23 protein-coding genes and 2 pseudogenes are annotated in these 19847 nt (G+C 35.5%); 14 read left to right on the top strand and 11 right to left on the bottom strand.

Annotated features, from left to right (window positions below):
• The first annotated feature begins 33 nt into the window (after positions 1-33).
• Complete coding sequence (locus RCG21_RS32495) at positions 34-162, top strand: hypothetical protein (RefSeq protein WP_308914712.1); 129 nt, start codon at positions 34-36, stop codon at positions 160-162.
• 12 nt (positions 163-174) lie between these two features.
• Here RCG21_RS32495 and RCG21_RS32500 read toward each other — a convergent pair.
• The 3 genes and pseudogenes from RCG21_RS32500 to RCG21_RS32510 all read right to left on the bottom strand — a co-directional run.
• A pseudogene (locus tag RCG21_RS32500) lies at positions 175-570 on the bottom strand (stage V sporulation protein D); the annotation flags it as partial.
• Positions 571-737: 167 nt separating this feature from the next.
• On the bottom strand, positions 738-1661 hold the full coding sequence (locus RCG21_RS32505; RefSeq protein WP_308914543.1) for a TIGR03943 family putative permease subunit: 924 nt from the start codon (positions 1659-1661) through the stop codon (positions 738-740).
• A 9-nt stretch (positions 1662-1670) separates the two neighbouring features.
• Entirely contained in the window at positions 1671-2678 is a 1008-nt protein-coding gene (locus RCG21_RS32510; protein WP_308914544.1) for a permease, read from the bottom strand.
• Between the two features lie 232 nt (positions 2679-2910).
• Here RCG21_RS32510 and RCG21_RS32515 point away from each other — a divergent pair, with 232 nt between their 5' ends.
• Together RCG21_RS32515 and RCG21_RS32520 are read left to right on the top strand one after the other, a co-directional pair.
• Positions 2911-3849, top strand: coding sequence for a metal ABC transporter substrate-binding protein (locus RCG21_RS32515; RefSeq protein WP_308914545.1), 939 nt, complete (start codon positions 2911-2913; stop codon positions 3847-3849).
• Between the two features lie 410 nt (positions 3850-4259).
• On the top strand, positions 4260-4889 hold the full coding sequence (locus tag RCG21_RS32520; protein WP_308914546.1) for a L,D-transpeptidase: 630 nt from the start codon (positions 4260-4262) through the stop codon (positions 4887-4889).
• 303 nt (positions 4890-5192) lie between these two features.
• Here RCG21_RS32520 and RCG21_RS32525 read toward each other — a convergent pair whose 3' ends face one another.
• From RCG21_RS32525 to RCG21_RS32540, 4 genes are read right to left on the bottom strand one after another with little or no spacing between them, the layout of a single operon-like run.
• Positions 5193-5606: a Fur family transcriptional regulator gene (locus tag RCG21_RS32525; protein ID WP_308914547.1), complete on the bottom strand. Its 414-nt coding sequence runs from the start codon at positions 5604-5606 to the stop codon at positions 5193-5195.
• Between the two features lie 15 nt (positions 5607-5621).
• Positions 5622-6554, bottom strand: a complete 933-nt coding sequence (locus RCG21_RS32530; RefSeq protein WP_308914548.1) for a metal ABC transporter solute-binding protein, Zn/Mn family — start codon at positions 6552-6554, stop codon at positions 5622-5624.
• 48 nt (positions 6555-6602) lie between these two features.
• Positions 6603-7448 (bottom strand): metal ABC transporter permease, encoded by an 846-nt coding sequence (locus RCG21_RS32535; protein WP_308914549.1) that lies wholly within the window; start codon positions 7446-7448, stop codon positions 6603-6605.
• A gap of 10 nt (positions 7449-7458) precedes the next feature.
• A complete protein-coding gene (locus RCG21_RS32540) occupies positions 7459-8268 on the bottom strand; it encodes a metal ABC transporter ATP-binding protein (protein WP_308914550.1) in 810 nt (269 codons plus the stop codon).
• Positions 8269-8500: 232 nt separating this feature from the next.
• Between RCG21_RS32540 and RCG21_RS32545 the strand changes: the two genes are divergently transcribed.
• From RCG21_RS32545 to RCG21_RS32565, 5 genes are all read left to right on the top strand, one after another.
• On the top strand, positions 8501-9517 hold the full coding sequence (locus RCG21_RS32545) for a permease (protein ID WP_308914551.1): 1017 nt from the start codon (positions 8501-8503) through the stop codon (positions 9515-9517).
• A 3-nt stretch (positions 9518-9520) separates the two neighbouring features.
• A complete protein-coding gene (locus tag RCG21_RS32550; protein ID WP_308914552.1) occupies positions 9521-9874 on the top strand; it encodes a DUF1980 domain-containing protein in 354 nt (117 codons plus the stop codon).
• Positions 9875-10228: 354 nt separating this feature from the next.
• Complete coding sequence (gene rpsN, locus RCG21_RS32555) at positions 10229-10498, top strand: 30S ribosomal protein S14 (RefSeq protein ID WP_308914553.1); 270 nt, start codon at positions 10229-10231, stop codon at positions 10496-10498.
• 74 nt (positions 10499-10572) lie between these two features.
• The gene (locus RCG21_RS32560) at positions 10573-10926 is read left to right on the top strand and encodes a hypothetical protein (protein ID WP_308914554.1); all 354 of its coding nucleotides are present in this window, start codon (positions 10573-10575) and stop codon (positions 10924-10926) included.
• Between the two features lie 22 nt (positions 10927-10948).
• A complete protein-coding gene (locus RCG21_RS32565; protein WP_308914555.1) occupies positions 10949-12124 on the top strand; it encodes an FAD-dependent oxidoreductase in 1176 nt (391 codons plus the stop codon).
• A gap of 134 nt (positions 12125-12258) precedes the next feature.
• On the opposite strand, the gene sufU is transcribed toward RCG21_RS32565, so the two are convergent.
• The 3 genes from sufU to RCG21_RS32580 form a co-directional block, all read right to left on the bottom strand.
• Positions 12259-12711: a Fe-S cluster assembly sulfur transfer protein SufU gene (gene sufU, locus RCG21_RS32570; RefSeq protein ID WP_308914556.1), complete on the bottom strand. Its 453-nt coding sequence runs from the start codon at positions 12709-12711 to the stop codon at positions 12259-12261.
• Positions 12712-12810: 99 nt separating this feature from the next.
• A complete protein-coding gene (locus tag RCG21_RS32575) occupies positions 12811-13797 on the bottom strand; it encodes a CobW family GTP-binding protein (RefSeq protein ID WP_308914557.1) in 987 nt (328 codons plus the stop codon).
• A 16-nt stretch (positions 13798-13813) separates the two neighbouring features.
• A complete protein-coding gene (locus RCG21_RS32580) occupies positions 13814-14206 on the bottom strand; it encodes a (2Fe-2S) ferredoxin domain-containing protein (RefSeq protein WP_308914558.1) in 393 nt (130 codons plus the stop codon).
• Between the two features lie 517 nt (positions 14207-14723).
• Between RCG21_RS32580 and RCG21_RS32585 the strand changes: the two genes are divergently transcribed.
• The 6 genes from RCG21_RS32585 to RCG21_RS32610 all read left to right on the top strand — a co-directional run bounded on the left by RCG21_RS32585 (position 14724) and on the right by RCG21_RS32610 (position 18896).
• Entirely contained in the window at positions 14724-15743 is a 1020-nt protein-coding gene (locus RCG21_RS32585) for a CobW family GTP-binding protein (protein ID WP_308914559.1), read from the top strand.
• 87 nt (positions 15744-15830) lie between these two features.
• Complete coding sequence (locus tag RCG21_RS32590; RefSeq protein WP_308914560.1) at positions 15831-17012, top strand: GTP-binding protein; 1182 nt, start codon at positions 15831-15833, stop codon at positions 17010-17012.
• Positions 17013-17035: 23 nt separating this feature from the next.
• The gene (rpmG, locus tag RCG21_RS32595) at positions 17036-17185 is read left to right on the top strand and encodes a 50S ribosomal protein L33 (protein ID WP_144548409.1); all 150 of its coding nucleotides are present in this window, start codon (positions 17036-17038) and stop codon (positions 17183-17185) included.
• Positions 17186-17367: 182 nt separating this feature from the next.
• Positions 17368-17943 (top strand): dCTP deaminase, encoded by a 576-nt coding sequence (gene dcd / locus RCG21_RS32600; RefSeq protein WP_308914561.1) that lies wholly within the window; start codon positions 17368-17370, stop codon positions 17941-17943.
• 83 nt (positions 17944-18026) lie between these two features.
• Positions 18027-18554 (top strand): MogA/MoaB family molybdenum cofactor biosynthesis protein, encoded by a 528-nt coding sequence (locus RCG21_RS32605; protein WP_308914562.1) that lies wholly within the window; start codon positions 18027-18029, stop codon positions 18552-18554.
• A 54-nt stretch (positions 18555-18608) separates the two neighbouring features.
• Positions 18609-18896, top strand: a complete 288-nt coding sequence (locus RCG21_RS32610; protein WP_308914563.1) for a GTP cyclohydrolase, FolE2/MptA family — start codon at positions 18609-18611, stop codon at positions 18894-18896.
• A gap of 183 nt (positions 18897-19079) precedes the next feature.
• Here RCG21_RS32610 and RCG21_RS32615 read toward each other — a convergent pair.
• Positions 19080-19508 (bottom strand): annotated as a pseudogene (locus RCG21_RS32615) (IS110 family transposase); the annotation flags it as partial.
• Between the last annotated feature and the right edge of the window lie 339 nt (positions 19509-19847).

Consider the following 19847-nt stretch of genomic DNA (forward strand, 5'->3'; position numbering starts at 1 on the left):
CCAGTAGCAGGAGGGTTTGATTGTTCTGGCTTAATGGAATATGCCTTTAGACAAATCGGTATTGATATGTCTGGTACAGCTCAAGCTCAATACGCACAAAACAAAGCCAGTTCCGAAAGATCGTATAAAACTGGGAGACTTAGTCTTTTTCTCTACATATAAGCTGGGACCGTCTTTGGAATCCTCACCGATGTAAACTCCTTCAAGATCCAAAGCCTTTATTTCCTTAGCCTTTTCATGTGAAATTTTTCGTCCTTCTTTTAGCCTGATGATGGATTTTCCTTGAGTAATTTCTTTATAGACAGCTTCTTGAGTAACAGGCAAAACGGATGCAAGTTTTTCAGATGGTTTTGCGGGATTTTTAATTTGCTTAGGAACCACCCAAACAGTCGGGGCACTTATATTTGTGGCCAATTCTACACCATTACGGTCGACAATTTCTCCCCGATTGGGCTCAAATGGGATATTCCGGCTCAAAGAACCTTTTGCAGTATCCGTAAGAAATTTACCAAGCACAATTTGCACATATCCTAATCGGACATCAATGATAAGAAAGACAAGAAGTCCAACAAATTACGGACAGTTACATTTGAACCCCGCATATAAGAACGGTCCTCCTATCTTTGCTTGTTCAATTTATATGTTTGTACTATTTTTACTAGACCGTTTGATAACTCCAGTTAGAACATGGCTATTTCTTTGCCCTTCATTCTTCATTTAGATAATGTTTTAAATGATTATTCAATTTTTATACCTACATCAAATACATATGGCTGCTTTGGAGAAGCAATTTTTGAAATCTGTTTTATTTTAATCATTGGAATTACCTCTCCATCATATCTGGTTTGATCAATCGTACCTGTCACTTGTACCCATTGATCTTTTTGCAAGTTCACTACATTCCCTTTTGCCATGATTCCATATACGGATGCATCTGCAACACAACAGGTAATACTAAATCGTCCTATGATAATTTGATTTTGCATAAAATTCTTTTCTCGATACACAAACCCTTTTGTCGTGATCGTTTTACCAATCATCCCCTTAAGGTTATCTTGAATGATATTCATCATGTTGACATACTGTTGATCTTCAATGTTTAATATTTTTGACTTTAACAATTTCTTCTTTAAAGCGTTGTATTCCAATTTTGTTATCGGCTCAGGTTGATAATCGAGAACACTTTTAGCAGTCGATGAGAAATTGGTTTTGCTCGCATTAGAAGACGAGTTTGATTTAGGATTTTTTTGAACTGTTTGTTTGGTATCATCTGAACCTGCTCCAAGTTTTATGGTTCTGTTCAATGCAACGGAGCTGCCAAGTACATTGTTCGAAAATAGAAATCCCGTGGTGATAGGAATAATAAACAGAAGGTAAAGAAAAAGACTTTTTCCAAAGGAAGTAGGGTAGGAGTGTTCGACGTCACAATCACAATGATAGGTATGTTTTTGACTCGAGGTCCCTCTTACGATTAAAAGAACACCTAATATAAGTAATACAATGAAAGTAAAGTAAATAAAACGAACCATTTTCGGTGCAATGAGAAGAGTAATATTTTGAGTTAAAAGTAATTTAAATAATAGCAATGTAAATCCAATTAGAATGATACCCCTGATAAGATGATGGAAGGAAAAATCTTGAACATCATTTATTTTCTTCATAGTACCCTCCTAGAGAAAAAATAGCTGAAAGAAATAAACAGTGAAATAGACAACAAGTGGAGTGACAATAAGCAAAAATAAAACAAACTTTTTCTTAAAATAGCCGAACAACATTAAGGTGTTTTTTATATCAATCATGGGGCCAAAGACCAGAAAAGCCAGAATAGAACCTTCCGTAAAGGTTGAACCAAATGATGAAGCTACAAAGGCATCTGCTGAAGAACATACGGAAAGGAGGTAGGCTAGTCCCATCATAACTCCTGGGGCGAATGTTGTGCTTGTCCCAATGGATAACAAAGCATTACGGTCTAAAAAAGCCTGAAATAGGCTGGCAAGAAAGGCGCCTATAAATAAATATTTTCCTGTATCAAATAATTCATCACTGGCATGGTAGAGCGTTTCTAAAAGTTTATTTCTTTTTGTGTGGTGGTGATGGTGGTGTTCGTGATGACCTGATTGGTTGGGTTTAAGAATATTTTCCCCTTTAAATCGTCGGTAAATAATCAATCCAATGATGATGGAACTAATAAAACCGATAAACATTCTGGCATTGGCAATATAGGGAGTACTTTTAAAAGCAAAATATGTGGAAGCATAGACAACAGGGTTCAGGATCGGTGCACTAAGCATAAACACAACTCCTACATGTGATGGCATCCCTTTTTTTATTAACCTGCGAACCACTGGAACAACGGCACATTCACAAATGGGAAAGATAATTCCAAGCAATGCAGCTGGGATAAGAGCTAAATAGGCATTTCGAGGCAATACCTTTCGAATCATATTTTCGGATACAAATGATTGAATAAGGGCTGAAACAAATACACCCAGTAGAATAAACGGAATCGCCTCTAAAATAATACTAAGGAAAATGGTATTAATATTAAAAAATGAATTAGGAATTCTATTAAACAAAGAGATGTTTTTTAATACTTCAGCAAAGAGAAATAGAAAAATAAATAAACAAAATAATAGAAATCCTGTGGTATCTTTTAACAGTTTATTTATAAAGGTCACAACAAAAACTCCCTCCTTGAATCTATCATTTCAATTCTATTGATATGCAAGATGGATGATTTAATTTCATTAAATTAAATTTAATTTGACTTATTTACATTACCGTTATAAGATACAATTCGTAATAGTTACGATTTATTGAATCTAAAAATCTGTAATACTACGAAAATATTTATGCATTTTAAATCGTAATAATTCCTAATTAAGACATTTTGGAGGGAGAAAAGCAAGAATGAAAAAATTTGTTTACCCATTTTTGATTTTTATCTTGTTGTTAAGCGGTTGCTCAAATGCAGTTAAGACAAGTGGTGAAAAGGCTAGTGATGGAACAAAAAAACTACAAATTGTCACCACGTTTTATCCAATGTATTATTTTGCCCAAAAAGTGGCTGGTAACTCTGCAAATGTTGACCTTCTAATACCAAATGGAGTGGAACCCCATGATTGGGAGCCCTCTACAAAGGATATGGAAAAAATTCAAAATGCAGATATTTTTATTTACAATAGCCGTTACTTTGAGACCTGGGTCGATAAAGTCTTAAGCAGTATTGACCAATCTAACTTGAAAATTGTCGAGGCTTCTAAAGGAATTAAACTGATCAATGGAATTTCTGAGGAAGAGGGGAACCAAAAAGCGAGTACTTCTTCCAAAGACCCACATGTTTGGCTTTCTCCTGTTTTAGCAGAACAAGAGGTTGACAATATTACGCAGGCATTGGAGCAGAAAGACCCCAAAAATAAAGAGCAGTATGAAAAAAATGCTTCAGCTTTTAAATCACAACTTGTTGATTTAGATCATTTATACAAAGATACAATTGATAAAGCGAAGAAAAAAGAATTTGTGACACAACATGCTGCATTTGGATATTTAGCAAAACAATACGGTTTAACTCAAATTCCAATTGCAGGGTTATCCCCTGATGTGGAACCAAGTCTTGGAAAATTACAGGAATTGGCTGATTTAACCAAAAAGAAAAATATAAAGATTATTTATTTTGAGGGATTAACTTCTTCAAAAGTTGCTCAAACGTTAGCTCATGAAATTGGTGCTAAAACAGAAGTATTAAACCCATTAGAAGGATTAACGAAAGACGAGCAAGAAAAAGGGCTTGACTATATTGGAGTTATGAAAAACAACCTAGAGGCATTAAAACTATCCATATTAGATTGATACACATAGGATTGGCTTATTCAATAAACTTTAATTCAACGACTTTTTGAATAGCCACTTTTTTGCAAGTTTGTGAAGTATATTACTTAAACGGGTGTATGAGTTGCATATCAAGCTGTCATTTTGGCAGCTTTTCTTAATGCACAAAAAGGGCAGTGAAAGCAAAATTATCTTTTAGCTCCCTATTTTAAAATGCCATTACGAAATCTCCCTCCTTAATCTAGTAGCTCTATCATATTGTTATACGTCATTCTGAAGTTCATTCATTAAAAATTGATTTACGTGTTAATAATGTTTAAATACTAAAAAAGATATTTTTTATTAAAAACCATTAAAAATACTCTTTTTTATACTGATGAATTATTTTAATATTTAAATGTAATGATTACTCTAAGAAAGAAGAGATAAAGATGGATAAACTTCGTCGATCATTAGGAATAGGCTTTGGCTTTTTATTATGCAGTATGATTTTTCTATCTGGATGTGGGAATTCTAACACACATGTAAATGAGAAATCAGCAGGAATGGATAAAAAAGTAAATTCAAAACGGCTTGTAAAAAAAAGTTTATCTAGCAAAAACCAAAAAGTTAAAGAAGTTAACTGGTTATTACCTACCGGAGGAGCCTATCCAAAATTAGGATCAAATGATCCAATATGGATAAAAGTTTCAAAAGCAAAGCAACGGGTATACATAATGAAGGGTAGCGCACTTATATATACTATGGTTGTATCTACAGGGATAGATTCTAATCCTGAAACCTCCACACCTGAAGGAACATTTTATATACAAAGAGAGCGAGGAACATGGTTTTACTCTCCAAGAGTAAAAGAGGGTGCTAAATATTGGGTTTCATGGAAGAATCATGGAGAATATTTATTTCATTCAGTTGCAATGGATGAAAATGGTAATGTGATTACAAATGAAGCAAAGAAGTTAGGGCATGAGGCTTCCCATGGTTGTGTAAGACTTGCAATTCCTGATGCAAAATGGATTTATGATAATATAAAATACAATACCAAAGTAGTAATTGGAAGCTAAAGAAAACCGAATTAAAGTCAAGAAAGAAGGAATAAAGATCTTCTTATCTTGGCTTTTTATTTTATTGGAAAAAACGATCAGATGACGTGGGATTTGAATATTTTTACTTGTGAAGAAACTCCCAAAAGATATATTGAAGAATTCGCCTATAGTCAATCTTAAAAAACCCTCGGTAACTCATACTTGAGTTACCGAGGGCTGTAAAGTCTTAATGTGTATAAATTTCTAGCTTAATTTAATGGAATCGCTTAATTGAGAGTTCGGGGGAGGACCCACTCCTATTCTATCGTTAGGTTCTATCTATTAAGCACAATCTTTACAATAACCGTAAATTTCAAATTTATGTCCAGTGATTTCAAATCCCTTGGGTACATTAAATATGTTTTTCATAGGACATTCTACAAAGGATATCGTTCTCCGGCATTTTATGCATATAATATGATGATGATGATGGTGTTCATCGGAACAAGCAAATCGAAAAAGCCTTTCTCCTTTAAATTCTGTCGTTTCTAATATCCCAAGTTCCTCAAATAAGGAAAGATTTCGGTAAATGGTGTCAAAGCTTAGGTTTGGATATTCTTTTTGCATAACTCCCAATACTTCCTTTGCAGACACATATCGTTTTTCATCATAAATACAATGTATCAGCAATTCCCTTTGACCAGTGTATTTATAACCCTTTGCCTTTAACAATTGTAGAGCGCCTTTCGTATTCATTTAACCATCTCCAAGTTACTTGCTTTCTATTGCTTTAGCAACATCGTCCAGTTGATCTACCATCCATTGGAGATAATTTTTCCCTTTTGGCTCAGTCTCGGTTACCTTTACAATTGGTATACTGTTGGAATTTGCTAGTTTAACGATATTATCTACCACCGGAGTTGAATTTTGAGTATTATGGACAAGTAATTTAACTTTCTTTCCATTTAAATCATTTTGCAAAGCTGCAATATCTGATGGTGCAGGATCAGTACCCTCGTCTATTGCCCTAGCAAACTTTGAATTATTAACCTTTAGGTTTAAAGCCTTAGCCATATAGTCAAATACCGGTTCAGAAACATCAATATTAGTTGTAGATTGTTGCTTTAGTTCTTGAACTTTCTCTTTTAATGGTTCAAGCGACTTTATATAAGATTGTGCTCTTTTATTAAAAGCTTCCTTCTGGATCGGATCTAGTTTGGATAAATCATCCGCCAATTTGATAGCTAATTTAGGCATGGTTGTTGGGTCATACCAAACATGTTCATTCTCTCCTTCTTTTACGCCCATGATGTCCTCAGCTACTTGAATTGCAGATTTTGAACTGGCAGAAGATGAAGATTTGATCACCTTATCCATCCACGCATCGTATCCAGCGCCATTATACACAATAACTTGTGCATCATTGACTAATTTCGAGGTTTCAGCAGTAGGTTCATAATCATGTGGATCAACGTTAGGATTATCTAAAATCGACGTAACTTCTACACGATTTCCTCCTACAGCTTTTGCTACTTCTCCGTAAAAATTCTCAGCAGCCACGATTTTGATTTTATTATCGGAATTAGCTGGTGCCGAAGTTGTTGTTTTTGAAGTATCAGCACAACCTGACAGAAGTAGAAGGGAAGCAGTACATCCTCCAGCTAAAATTGAATACCATTTTTTTCGCATGATTTTGTTTTCCATTTTAAGATTGCTCCTCTATTTTAAATATTTATTCCATAATTAAATTGATTAAGATGCAAAAGACTTTGTACTGGTTTTATCTAAAGACCCTTTTGTCCGAATTCGCTCACGGTAGTTCCTCCAACCTAGTGCAGCAAAATAAAAAATTGCTTGTATAGCGGTAATAAAGAAACTAACTGGTAGATTCGTATAATATCCAATTACTAGTCCCAACCATAAACCGATAACAGCAAGGAGAACCGAATAAAGAATCATTCGAGACACCTTTTGACTTAAGTGACGAGCTGTTGCAGCAGGCGTAGTCATCAGGGTAAATACAAGAAGGGCTCCTACAATTTGTACCGCGCCAACCACTGCAATCGAGAGAATAAGTAAAAAGGAAATTGAGATAACACGAACGGGCAAACCTGCAGCCTCAGCACCTACGGGATCAAAGGAGTCAAAGGTTAACATCTTAAACCCTATTAAAAGCAAAATCAGAACCCCAATGGATAAACCTAATACCTCCCATACTTGCTGTGTACTGATACTTAACACACTGCCAAAGAGGATAGAAAATGCATTTGACGCATTCTTAGTCGATAAAGATAAGAAAAGCAGTCCAAATCCAAGAAAAATACTTATGATTACATTGATGGACAGATCCCTTCGAAACACTTTAGTACCCAATTGACCAATCGCCAATGCACTAGTGGTGGTAAAAAGCAGTAATCCGTTTATTGGGTTCCAACCCATATACATAGCGAACGACGCTCCAGCAAATCCGATTTCTGAGAACATGTGGGCAATGAAAGATACACCTCTTGCAATAACATAGACCCCAATTACACCGCACATGATTGCAACGAACGTTCCCGCTACAAAAGCATGTTGCATAAAATTATATTGAAACATCATTTACCTCCTATGAAACTTCAGGATGTGGATGAACGCAGATAGGTGTTACAGGTTCCATTAAATTTGGAGAGGACATCAAAAACTTTGCACCCGACCTCATCACTTCAACCGGTACACCATATAACTTCGTTAATACTTCAGGTTGCATCACATCTTCAACTGTTCCTTTTACATATTTTTCTCGTGTTAAGTACAAGATCTGATGCGCATATTTAGAGATTAAATTCACATCATGACTTACAAATACTACACTGATTCCACGTTCCCGGTTGACTCGTTCAACTACAGATGCAAGGTTTTCTTGTGCACCAGGATCAAGGTTAGAGGTCGGTTCATCGAGTAATAACACCTCGGGGTCTCGAAGTAGTGCTTGGGCTAAAAACAGTCGTTGTCTCTCGCCACCTGAAAGTTTACCAAGTGGTTTATCAGCATATTTTTCTGAATCTGTCAAATGTAAAGCTTCTTCTAGCAGTATACGATCTTGCTTTGTAAGCCAAGGCCTATATTTATGCGGCAATCCAAAGCTTACAAAATCTCTCCCCTGAATAGGGGTTTCCGGATCAATCTGACGTGATTGAGGAACGTACCCAATCAAAGAAGATCCCGCAGACTTAATATTTTTCCCACCTACTTTCACCGTTCCATCCTGTGGTTGAATCATTCCTAATAACACCCGCAGTAAGGTTGTCTTACCTGCTCCATTTGGACCGATAATTCCCATAAATTCTCCAAAGGCTACATTGAATGACAAATTTCGAAGAATCCATTCTCCTCCAAGGTGGACATTCACGTTATTAAGCGTAATGGCATCGTTCACTTAATCCATTCCTTTCATACACTAGATTCAAAGATTACAATAAAAGTTATTCGTAACGATTACGATTTATACTTTAATAATAGTAATCATTACGAATTATAATGTCAACATTTTCTGAAAAAATCCAACTCGGATGATATCTTTTTTGTTGGATTACAAAAAACAGGAATGTCTTAAAGTAGACAAGCGTAATAATAAATCGTAATTATTTCGTTTTAAAAGGGGCTATATTATGACAATTTCATCTTCTTTAAAGGACATATTCCTATTTGGTTTATTTTTGTTTATTGTGTATCTTTTTTTCTTTGGAAATAATGAAATCCCCCAAATCATAGGAGTTATTTTTCAAGATGAATGGAAGACTGTATTTGTTGTTTTTCTTGGGATTTTACTCGAAGCACTTCCTATTATCGTCATTGGTGCATTTATGGCATCGGTGATTCAAATATTTGTATCCGAAGATATCATACAGAGATTGATCCCCAAAAGGCCAATCCCTGCAATGATTACAGCATTACTTGCATCTGTCATCATTCCTGTGTGTGAATGTGCAATTATCCCGGTAGTCAGAAGATTGATTCAAAAGGGGATGCCAGTGCATGCCGGGACCATACTTTTGATTGGAGCACCAATATTGAATTTTGTTGTATTTGGTTCTACCTATTATGCCTTTCAACATCAGCCTGAAATTTTATACGGACGATTTATTTTGTGTATATTTACAGCTGTTATTGCGGGAACAGTAATATATATTAGTTTTAACAAAGTGAACATTCTGAAGAATAATATGGAGGATTTGACTCTTAACAGATCATTAAATCAAAACCGAGGATCTTCAAAGTTAAAGGGGGTATTGCACCATACTTGCCAGGAATTTTTTGCTGTAGGTAAGGTCTTTATGATTGGAGCATTTCTTGCAAGCATTGCTCAAGTATATGTTCAGCAATCTACGCTAATTGAACCAGCTAAAGACCCTGTAAACTCAACAATCATGATGATGGCGTTTGCCTTTATTCTTTCACTTTGTTCAGAAGCGGATGCATTTGTTGCGGCTTCTCTAGGACATGTATTTCATCCAGGTGCGATATTAGCTTTTTTAGTTTATGGTCCAATTTTGGATTTAAAGAATGTATTTGTGATGTTATCTTCATTCAAAAGTAAATTTGTCCTTTTTTATTTTTTTGTTGTTACGATAACAGTACTTCTTCTGTCTTTGCTGGCAGGACACCTAATAAATGGAGGTTTTTAAAGAATGAAGGAAAAGCAAGTTCCTATTTGGCAATTTAACAATGAATTACAAGGAATCCTTTTAATTGGTTTTAGTTTAGTAATTTTTAAGCTTTATGTGTCAAACAAAATCTTGATCATACTGGAACCTAAGATGATTCCTTTTTTGTTGTTTGCAATGATAAGCCTTTTTATCATCGGTTGTTTCCGTCTTTTCAACAGCGATTTAAATGGGGCAGATTGCGATTGTGAAGTTTGTGATCCATCTTCTTCAATGTTCAGTATCTTCATGAAATCTTCTTTTTTCATCTTTGTGATTATATTGTCTCTGGTTTTAAATGATTTAATTGATACTGTTCATATCCCTTTCAAAGAGTAATGTTTTTCTAATTGAGAACGATGTGAACAACATGATTGGACCAATTTCCGTCTTTAGTTAAAGTAAAATCAGTTTTCCTGAAGAAAAACTTGAAAATAGTAATGATTACGATTTATAATAATATGCGATTATCAAAACAAAGGAAAGGAGAATGATCAACCTGTTTTTAATCAAAAAATACTTCAAAATTGATCTATTTTTTTAATGTGTAAATCGTAATAATTTTGATTTGCGTTCATTTAATGTACCGTTACTTGTTTCGGAATAAAGAGTGAAATCGGATGAACATGCTTTTTAAAACGTAATGATTACGTTTTAAATAAGGATGGGTGATAATAATAGGAGGTACTAGTAATGGCAAAAAAATCGAAAATAGTAAAGGAAAAGAAACGTCAGGAAATGGTGAAGAAGTATGCGGAACTTCGTATGGAGCTAAAAGAAAAAGGGGACTTTGAGGCACTTAGGAAACTTCCTAGAGATTCATCACCGACACGTTTAAAGAATAGATGTGAGGTAACAGGAAGACCAAGAGGGTATTTAAGAAAGTTTAAAATGTCTCGGATTGCTTTTAGGGAATACGCTCATAAAGGGCAAATTCCGGGAGTGAAGAAATCAAGTTGGTAGATGTTATATTCGTTCAGCCGTCATTTTGAGAAATTTGATGGCTGAACTTATCTGGAAATATGGAGGTGTACAGAATGAATCCAATTTTAAGGGGATTTTTACATCGTAGTGCTGTTTTAAAATTACCGGATCGGAAGCGAGAAATCTATCAGTTTATAGAGTGTAAAGAAAATCAATTGGAGGAAATCGCTATAAATGAGGAGCAGTTTATTCAGCTACTTGGTGAAAAGTCACCATTTAAAGCGGCAGCAGACCATTTTTCACTCCATATTTCATACATAAAGGATTTAATGGATGAGGCACAGGCAGAAATTGATCAGGTGATAGAGGAAAGGTGTAATCGCATGAACTGGATTGATTGTACTGAGATGATGAGATATGTGAAAGGAAGCAAGGATAACCAGTGGGCTTTTATATTTGTTTCTTAGTCAGTTATAGGCGGTGTTTTTTATGTATGAGTGGGTAATTATAGGCGGTGGAATTCAAGGAGTAACGCTAGCAGTTTTTATGCTGAAAACGGGAAAAACAAAGGTGGATAAACTTGCGATCATCGACCGAAATAACGAACCATTAGCGAATTGGAAGCGAAATACGAAGGTGATCTCGATGCCATATTTGCGTTCCCCATCCGTTCATCATTTGGACGTTGATCCGTTTAGTCTTCAATCATTTGTAAAGAAGGGCTCCTATCATCAAAGTACTGCCTTTTATGGTCAATATAAGCGTCCATCACTGGAAATGTTTAACGATCACTGTGATCATCTTGTAAATGACCTAATGATAAGAGAGACATGGGTTCAAGGAGAGGCACAGGAGGCATTTAAAACAAGTGAAGGCTGGCAGGTACAGTTGAAAAACGGACGTGAAATAAAGGGGAAAAAGCTTGTATTGGCCATTGGAATAAGCGAACAGTTCAATATACCGGATTGGGCAATGGATCTTGAAAAACAATCTCCTGGAAGTGTTTATCATATTTTTGATGAAACGATACCTGAATTCGAAAGGATGATGCTTCCCATTACAATTGTAGGGGGAGGAATTACGTCTATTCATTTGGCACTGAAGTTAAGTGAACTGTACCCAAATCAAGTCACGTTGTTGAAACGGCATTCATTCAGGATCCATGATTTTGATAGCGATCCAGGCTGGTTAGGTCCAAAACTGCAGAATGCTTTTCGAAATGAAAAAAATTATGTAAAAAGGAGGGAGGAGATTTTAAGTGCCAGACATAGGGGTTCCATTCCCCGTGACTTATATATAAAGCTATTAAATCGTATCAAAAATGAATCCCTTGTTGTTGAAGAAGGGGAGATCGTTCAAGGTCATATTAAGAATGCTTGCATTCATCTTTTAGACAAGGATGGAAAATTTATTAAAAAAACAGGGACTGTACTGCTTGCAACTGGATATTTACCATGCCTCCCTGGAAGTGAATGGATATTGCCAATTGTGGAGACTTTGGATTTACCTTGTGCGGAATGCGGGTATCCTATCGTAACGAAAACCTTACAATGGGGTCAGGATTTATATGTTACCGGTGCATTAGCAGAGCTTGAAATGGGCCCGATTGCTCGTAATATTTCTGGAGCCAGACAAGCAGCCGAACGGATCGTAAAGCATTTATAAAAGAATATACCTTTATTAACGGTTATTAATTTGAAAGTATTTATAATAAAATAAAACATAATAAAAGAACAAAAAAACTAATCCCTTGGAATTAGTTTTTTTGTTCTTTTTTGCAATAGTAATCAGTTCCAGAACTAATAACTCCTTAAAGGAGTACAATATTCCTTTTCATTTTTTAAAATCTTATCTAAAGCTTGCCAGGTCATTAATGCACAATTGTGTCTAGCTTTTAACTGATGTACCCCTCGAAGTGATAGGCAGTCACCAAGGTCGATCCCATCAGTTGTATCCCCATGTCGGATTAACTGTTCAAAAGCAGTTCGTAAACATGAAATTTCTTTAACTGATTTATGTTTAATGAGTTCCGTCATCATTGAGGCAGATGCCATACTAATGCTGCAACCCTCCCCTATAAACGCTGCGTTTCGTATCTGATTTTGGTCAAGTTCAATAAATAAAGTCATTACATCCCCACAAGTAGGGTTTTTATAATGCACTTGTCTGATTGTACTACCGTAAAGTTCCTTAAAATTTCTTTTGTGGCTATAATGGTCCATGATAACTTGTCGGTACAGGTTATCAAGCATGGTATAGATGTTTCCCCCTTTTATCGTAACTTTACATAACTTTTCTTTCTAATATCCCGATAGTTGATGGTTAGTATCATAAAGAGATTTGTCAATTTGCTATGCAATGCAATTTTTAAATTGCTGTTCTAATTCTTCTTTATTTAAATCCTTACCAATAAAAACGAGTTCACTGATTCTTTTTTCATTCTCTTTCCATTGTCTGTCAGGTCGTCCTGAAAACAGCATATGAAGTCCCTGAAAAACAATCCGTTCTTGTATACCCTTAACATAAAGTATACCTTTATAGCGTAATAAGTCTTCCCCTTTCTCTTGAATAAGGGAACCCATCCATTTTTCTACCTTGTCAAGATCAAGGGGCTTTCCTTCTTGAAAAGCAACTGATGACACCTTATCATCATGGTCGTGATGATGATGATCCTCTAAGAAATGGGGATCAATTTCAAGCTTTCGGTTCACATCAAATGTGTGAATACCTAAAATGTTTTCTAGCTTTATATTGCAATTTTCTGCATGCAATCTTTTTGCTGTTGGATTCATTTGATTAATCCTTCGTTCCAACATAGTTAAATCATCTTCCGAAACTAAATCTGTTTTATTTAAAATGATGACATCTGCAAAGGCAATTTGTTCCTGCGCTTCATCATAGCTATCCAAATGTTTTGTAATATGTTTGCTATCGACTACGGTTATAATGCTGTCCACTTCAAATTTTTCGGAAAGTAATTCATCCATAAAGAATGTTTGGGCAACTGGAGCAGGATCCGCTAATCCCGTAGTTTCAATCAAAACTCGATTAAAGCTCGTTTTTCCGTGTTCCATTGAAAAAACGAGTGTACGTAAAATGCGAATTAAATCCCCACGTACTGTACAACAGATGCAGCCATTGTTCATTTCTAAAATTTCTTCATCTGCACCAACCACTAGCTGATTGTCGATTCCAACTTCTCCATATTCATTGACAATAACCGCAATCTTTTGGTTATGCTTTTCCGTTAATATTCGATTTAAAAGTGTTGTTTTTCCTGCACCTAAATATCCAGTCAGAATGGTGACTGGGATTTTCTTTGATCCTACAAAAGTCATTATTTTTCCACTCCTTTTAAAGTATTTTCGAAACTTTGCTTACTTTTTCTTTGTCTTTCTGTATCCCGGTGACTACTCCGTTTACTCGTTCAAAACCTTCACCATTAAATAAATGGCTTATCTTTTCTTTATAATCCTTACCTGCAAGAAGGGAATCAATGAAGATGGAGGCATCCTCAGGTTTTAAATCTTTATACCAAGTCCCATTAGGATAGGAGATGACAACACATTTATCTTGGCATCTTCCATTGCAGCGAGTTCGAGTTGTATGGATTGCTTCGTCCGCATTTCGGTCAGAGATTTCTTTACGAATTGCTTGTGTTAGTTCCTCTGCACCCACCCTGCTGCAGCTGCTCCCATTACATATAAGAACATGATTTTTAGACTTACTTAAATCCCATGTAGCCATATTTTTCATTCCTTTCTTTTAATCGAAATCATTACGATTTAAAATTGATAGCTGTCTTTACTCGATTTTTTTACTACACCTATTACATCCTTTCCTTGTATTTACAACTTATTGGAGATAAAACGAAATCATTACGATTTAAATGATGTTATTTTAACCTATGTTTAATCCATTTGCAACATAAATTGGATAAACATGGGTTCAATCAGTAAGTAGGGGACGTGCTGTCTTATTCGCGTTTAAGTAGAGAATGCCACAAGGAGCTAAAATTATAGAACTTACGGTATAACACAAAGGTACAAATAATTTTAATATTTTTAACAAAGAACTTGCTCAAAAAATAAAAAAGTGGTAAATTAACAATTGCTATCATATAAATCGTAATGGTTACGATTTCAATTTCGTTGGGAGAATGGGGTGTTTATCAATTATTTATGGGTGATGTTGGTCATATAAGTTGGAATATAGGACTAAATTTTAGGTTTAATTATCCCATTGATATTCGAGGAGGATTATTTTGAAAAAAATACCGACTTATATTATTTCAGGATTTTTGGGAAGCGGAAAAACAACATTACTGCTACATTTATTAAAATATTGTAAATCACAAAAAAAGAAGGCTGCCATTCTCTTAAATGAGTTAGGAAGTGTGAATGTTGAAAATCACTTGTTTGAAGACGAAAATGTATTTGAGTTATTGGATGGATGTATCTGTTGTTCCATTCAAGAGGATTTAAAAGCTACCTTAACAACTCTGGAAGAGTCACACATGGAAAAACCGATAGATGTATTATTTGTTGAAGGAACAGGTGTTGCCAATCCGTTAGAGATCGTAGAAGTAATCGCCAGTCCCCCTTTTGTGAATTCGTTTGACATACAATCCGTCATTAGTATGATTGATGCAAATGCATACTTAGATAATCAAGATATATTTACTTCGAAAACCATTCGTGATTTGCTTAAAAACCAAATTAAGGGGGCAACAGTGGTTGTTCTCAATAAAGTTGATCTTGTGAAAGAAAAACAATTACAAAAAATTGAAGTGAAAATAAGTAAGTTGCTAGATACCAATACACCGGTAATAAAGACTTCTTATGGAAACGTTGATATAAGAGAATTATTACAAAAACGATCGAACACGACTGTCTTTTCACATCAACATCAAACCAATTGTTGTGGGGATTCACAGCATTCATCTTGTAATGACCATAAACACCATCATGACCATAAACATCATCATGATCATGTACAGCACTCCAGCATTAAAACCATAACATTTCAAGATGTGCCTTCTGTAACGAAAAGACAATTAAAAAAATGGTTAAAATCATTACCAGAAGGGATTATGCGTGGAAAAGGATACATTTTCTTGCAGGATAAACCGGGATTGTATTCATTTCAGTACAGTTCAAATCAAGTGCACATAGGGGATTTACCGCTAAAATTTGTAGTAGATCCTTGTATAGTGCTAATTGGGAAAGATATAGACATTACGACTATTCAAAACTCTTATGCTTCCAAATTTTCGTTATCTTAATTTCGTACGAAAGAATAATTCAGATAATCAGGTGTAAAGGTATATTATCTAAATCGTAATCATTCAGGTTTAAAAGGAGAAATAAAAGTGAAGAAAATACCAGTAACCGTATTAAGCGGATATTTAGGAGCAGGAAAAACAACATTATTAAATCACATCTTAGCTAATCGGGAAAATAAAAAGGTTGCTGTGATTGTTAATGATATGAGTGAAGTCAATATTGATGCGTCTTTAGTAAAGCAGGGAGGCTTTTCGCGTACAGAAGAGAAACTGGTGGAAATGCAGAATGGATGTATTTGCTGCACGCTGAGGGAAGATTTAATCAAAGAAGTAGAGAAGCTTGCTTCTCTAGGAGACATTGATTACATTGTGATTGAATCAACCGGCATTAGTGAGCCGATACCTGTTGCGCAGACGTTTACCTACGTTGATGAAAATTTAGGAATTGATTTATCGGCTTTTTGCAGACTGGATACGATGGTGACTGTGGTTGACGCGAATCGTTTCTGGCATGATTTTTCCTCTGGTGAAAGCCTGCTTGATCGGAAACAAGGGACTGATGAAAGTGATACAAGGGAAGTAGTCGATTTGTTAATTGACCAAATCGAGTTTGCCAACGTTATTTTATTAAATAAAGTAGACTTGATAGAAAAAGAAGATAGACGTGAATTAAAATCAGTCCTTCAAAAACTAAATCCGGATGCTTGCATTATTGAAACAGATCATTCCAAAGTTCCAATGGAACAAGTATTAGATTCAGAACGATTTGATTTTGAAAAAGCAAGCCAAGGTGCGGGCTGGATAAAAGAATTAAATAATGAACATATACCAGAAACAGAGGAGTATGGAATCACATCTTTCGTTTATCGCAGACGCCTTCCTTTTCATCCGGAAAGATTAATGAACTGGTTAGAAGAGTGGCCAGTGGAAGTTGTTCGGGCAAAAGGCTTCATATGGCTGGCATCCCGTAATAATACAGTAGCATTGTTGTCACAAGCTGGCCCGTCCATCACATTTCAAGGGGCTGGAGAGTGGATTGCAGCTTATCCTAAAGAGGAACAACAAGAGATTTTTCAGGAAGACCCTGAATTATTGGATAGATGGGATGAAGTTTATGGTGATCGATTAACAGAGCTTGTAATGATTGGAATCGACATGAACCAGGAAGAGATTGAAAAAACTCTTGATGACTGTTTGTTAACCGAAGAAGAACTAACGATAGAGTGGTCTACATTTAAAGATCCACTACCGCCATTTGTGGAAGCATAAAACAAAATTAGGAGGAATTTATGATGAGAGTAAAAATAACTTTAGCATGTACAGAAACAGGTGATCGAAATTACATTACAACCAAAAATAAACGAACACATCCAGATCGATTGGAATTAAAGAAGTATTGCCCTCGTTTAAAAAGACATACATTACATCGCGAAACAAAATAAAAAAGATTTACGTAATTAGGAACGTTTTATCCCTTGTGCGCCTTTATTCGACAAAGGCGCATACTTTTTAGAATCACTTTAAGGGAACAATACACTAATAGTACTTCTTCTTAGAATAATAGAATTCTACTAACCTAAGCATTTTGGGCAAAAGCAAATAGAATATGATAGGAGGTTAGAGTGTGATTCTTTCTGATAAGACCATTTTGAAGAAGTTAAAAGAGAAGGAGCTAATAATTGAGCCTTTATCACAGTTGCAACTACAGCCTGCTTCTGTTGATTTAAGGTTATCCAATCATTTTTTAACAGTGGATGAAAAGGTTGTTCCACTTATTAAAATTGACAAACCCGCCGACTATAAAGAATTTTGTAGAGATACGATTATTATACCACCTCAATCCTTCGTATTAGGATCTGCCCTTGAGTGGATCCGCTTACCTAATAATATGACTGCTTTTGTAGAAGGAAGAAGCTCCATTGGAAGATTAGGTCTATTTATTCAAAATGCCGGATGGGTGGACCCAGGTTTTGAAGGGCATATCACTTTAGAACTTTATAATGCTAACCGTGTTCCAATCGAATTAAAAGCAGGAATGCGTATCTGTCAGTTGGTCCTAGCTACTTTAGATCAAGAAACGACTCCCTATATGGGGAAATATTGTTGTCAAAACAGGACCACTGAAAGCAGAGTCTATTTAGATGAAGAATCTGTGGAATTAAATTCGAGGTACAACTACAAGTTTAAAGAATTTGATTAACTTTTTCTCTCTATTTTTGGATTTAATGCGAGATTAGTTCTCTAATAGATAAAAATAAAAGTAATCAAAAGGAGGGATAGAAAATGGGTGTTGAGCAGCATAAGAAAGAATCGCCTAAAAAAGTAAATTGCAAAGTTATCACAGTTAGTGACACACGGACGAACGATACAGATAAAAGTGGAAACTTAATTATCAGGTTGTTAGAAGAAAATTCTCATATAATACATGATTATGAAATCGTTACAGATGATTTTGAGGTAATTGAAGAAGCAATTAAAAAGGGATGTCTTGATCAGAAGATTGATGTTGTCTTAATAAATGGCGGAACAGGTATTGCAAGTCGTGATGTTACAGTGGAGGTTGTTCAAAGTTTATTAGAAAAGGAACTGACAGGATTTGGGGAGATATTCCGAATGCTTAGTTATTTAGAGGATATTGGATCTGCAGCGATTTTAAGCAGAGCGGTTGCCGGTGTAGCTTATAATACTGCTATTTTTTCCATGCCAGGATCTAGTGGGGCAGTCAAGCTAGCTATGGAAAAACTCATTATACCAGAGATATCCCATGTAGTCAGAGAAATACGTAAAGACTCCAAAATGGAGAGTTATTAAAATGGTAATAATTTAATAGTTATGTAATGCTTATTGAATTATAAAGGAGTATGTATGAAAGATTTTAAACTTCCCCCGAAGAGTGAGAGATTAAAGCTGTTTGGCTCCATAGAACCAGGATTAAAAACGAAGCCAAGCGAAAAAGATAAGATGTCAGATTTACAAAATATGAAGAAAAATTTCTTGTTTGGACTAGATGCCGTTGGTATTACAAACCTTAAAACTCCTGTTACTGTTATCTCAACGATAGAGCCACTAACGCAAACTACTATTGCTACCTTTACGCTGACATCCACTATTCCTCATAATGTAAAGGGAACAAATATGAGTCGTTTTACATAACAATTGGAGCTGTATCGAAGACAAGGATTAACCTTAACCTTTTCGCAACTATCCGATTTTATTAAAGATTTATCAGAACGTTTGGGCCAAAAGGATGCAAAACTAGAAGTAAGTTTCCCTTGGTTTTATGAACAAACGGCTCCTTCATCTCTTCTTACAGGATTGAACTGTGCTGATGCAAGAATCTTGTTTTCGTATCGAAATGGAAAGATTGTAGAAAGAAAGGTTGAATCGCTTCTTATATGGCTCTAATTCCTCTTTATAAAACAGTTCACAAAGATGATAAGCATCAATTGCATCTGTTTTTACCTTTCGCAGGCTTGAGCTCTTGGCTCTATGTGAGATAAGAGGATTTAAGATAATATAAACATATTTTTCTTCCTCTAAGAATTGAATAACAGGAAAATGGTAGTGTCCAGTTGATTCTAAAACAACCGAAGGTTGATAACCACCAGCTGCTCTTTTAACTTCTTTTAGGAACTCCAATAAATTCCCCAAACCTTCAAGATTATGTTCATTACTAAAGCTCTTACGATATGGTTTACCTTTATCTAAAAATGCTTGGACCTGACTTTCACCCTTTGAAACATCCAGACCAATGACTGGATTCATACTTGAATCTCCTCCTCCTAGAAATACAATATTAGTCGGTTTCCCCTAAAACTCCTTGTAATGTCATAGGTTCGCTTGTTAAACGGGATCTTTGTCCCAACCAGCCTGAAACATGATTATACAAGTAGGGGGTGGACAGTTTACTTGACGGGTTCAAGACCCACGGGTGCTACGTCCTCCCCCGACTACTGATATAATAAAACCAAATAAAAAAAGGTCAACCAGAAAAAAAATCTGGCTAACCTTATATTACGAACGGGTGCAAGAGTTGTAGTTCCACTGCTGCCAATTTGGTGGCTTTTTGTGCGACGGGCAGTCGCATGGAGTGTTGACTTAGTC

It is taken from the genome of Bacillus salipaludis (genome assembly GCF_030938565.1).
GTDB classification, from domain to species: domain Bacteria; phylum Bacillota; class Bacilli; order Bacillales; family Cytobacillaceae; genus Neobacillus; species Neobacillus salipaludis_A.